Origin of the sequence: Candidatus Sulfotelmatobacter sp., from assembly GCA_036500765.1 — a bacterium.
In the GTDB taxonomy this organism is placed as follows: domain Bacteria; phylum Acidobacteriota; class Terriglobia; order Terriglobales; family Acidobacteriaceae; genus Sulfotelmatobacter.
In genome coordinates this window covers 1-1,530 of the sequence record DASYBM010000003.1, presented here as the reverse complement: position 1 = coordinate 1,530, position 1,530 = coordinate 1, and the positions used below count along the sequence as shown (strand labels likewise).

Genomic DNA, 1,530 nt, shown 5'->3' with positions numbered 1-1,530 from the left:
GAAGCGCTCGCCAAACAGAATGGCGAACTGGTTCATAGCGGCGGTCCATTCGATGGGCCGGCGCCAGCGCAGTCCGGCGTTCCGAATGGCAAGATAGAGCAATTTGAGTGCCGCGTCATCAGTTGGAAAGCTGCCTCGCGTCTTGATGATCTTGCGTAAGGATCGATTCAAGCTCTCCACGGCATTCGTTGTGTAGATCATCTTGCGGATGGCCGGCGGGAAGCTGAACAACGGCGTGACATAATCCCACGCCCGCCGCCAGGTTGGCGCGATCGTCGGATACCGTTTGCCCCATTTGGCTTCGAGCGCGTCCAGCCGTTGCAACGCGGCCTCGGCGTTTGCCGCGGCATAAATTGCCTTGAGATCCGGTACAATCGCCTTCCGGTCGGCCCAGGAAACAAACGCCAAGGAGTTGCGGATCAGGTGGACGATGCAGGTCTGCACCATGGTCTGAGGGTAGACCGCGCCGATCGCCTCGGGGAAACCCTTCAGTCCATCGACCACCGCGATCAGAATGTCGTTCAGGCCGCGGGTTTTCAGCTCGTTCATCACCTTGAGCCAGAATTTGGCGCCTTCGGTCTGTTCGATCCAAAGTCCGAGCACGTGTTTCTGGCCCTCGGTGTCCAGCGCCAGGGCGACATAGACTGCCTTGCTCTTCACAATGCCCTCGTCGCGCAGCTTTACCCGCAAGGCGTCGAAGAAGACGATCGGATAAATCGCCTCCAACGGACGGTTCTGCCACTCTTTTACTTCGTCGAGCACGGCGTCGGTCACCCGGCTGATCAGGTCGGGAGACACTTCGGTGCCATACAGCTCTTTGAGATGCGCCTGGATCTCGCGCACCGACAGACCGCGGGCGTAGAGACTGATGATCCGGTCGTCGAAACCATCGAGGCGGGTCACCCCTTTGGGCACCAGCACGGGCTCGAAAGTTCCGGCCCGATCGCGCGGGACCGCGAGATCGATCTCGCCATCGTCGGTCAGCACGGTTTTGGCAGAATGGCCGTTGCGGCTGTTGCCGCGGGGGCGGCCGGCGGGCGCGGCGCCTTTCTCATAGCCAAGGTGGTGGGTCAGCTCGGCGCCGAGGGCGCGTTCCATCAGCGCCTTCTTCAGCTGGCGGAACACTCCCCCGTCGCCCAGCAGGTCGTCCGGGGTATTGACCCCCGACAGCAGCTCATCCAGCAGTTCGGGCTTGATTGCAGGCATCCTGGTTCCCCTTTTTACGTCAGAATGGAACCCATTGACCCGCTTACACAAAGGTCCTGACACTCCCACCCTTCCGACTTCCCCTTGCCGGCCGGAACAGCACCGCGCAACCCGCCCGCATGAAGCCCCGAACCCGCCACCCGCACGGATCAGCAAATCCTTCTCTGCGGCCTCTGCGTCTCCGCTTCCTCTGCGATTAATATACCAGCCGCTAACAAACGCAGACCCAGCAACATTATACCAACCGCCCGGGAGGATGACTCTTGGGGATTCTCAAAGGCCCGAAAATGCGATTCGCTGCTTCCCATGTGGATTCGCAGGGGG

General features: G+C 60.9%; 1 protein-coding gene. It reads right to left on the bottom strand.

The features are described 5' to 3' along the window. The coding region (locus VGM18_02805; GenBank protein ID HEY3971903.1) for an IS256 family transposase at positions 1-1,206 on the bottom strand (1,206 nt) is incomplete at its 3' end. Positions 1,207-1,530 lie beyond the last annotated feature (324 nt).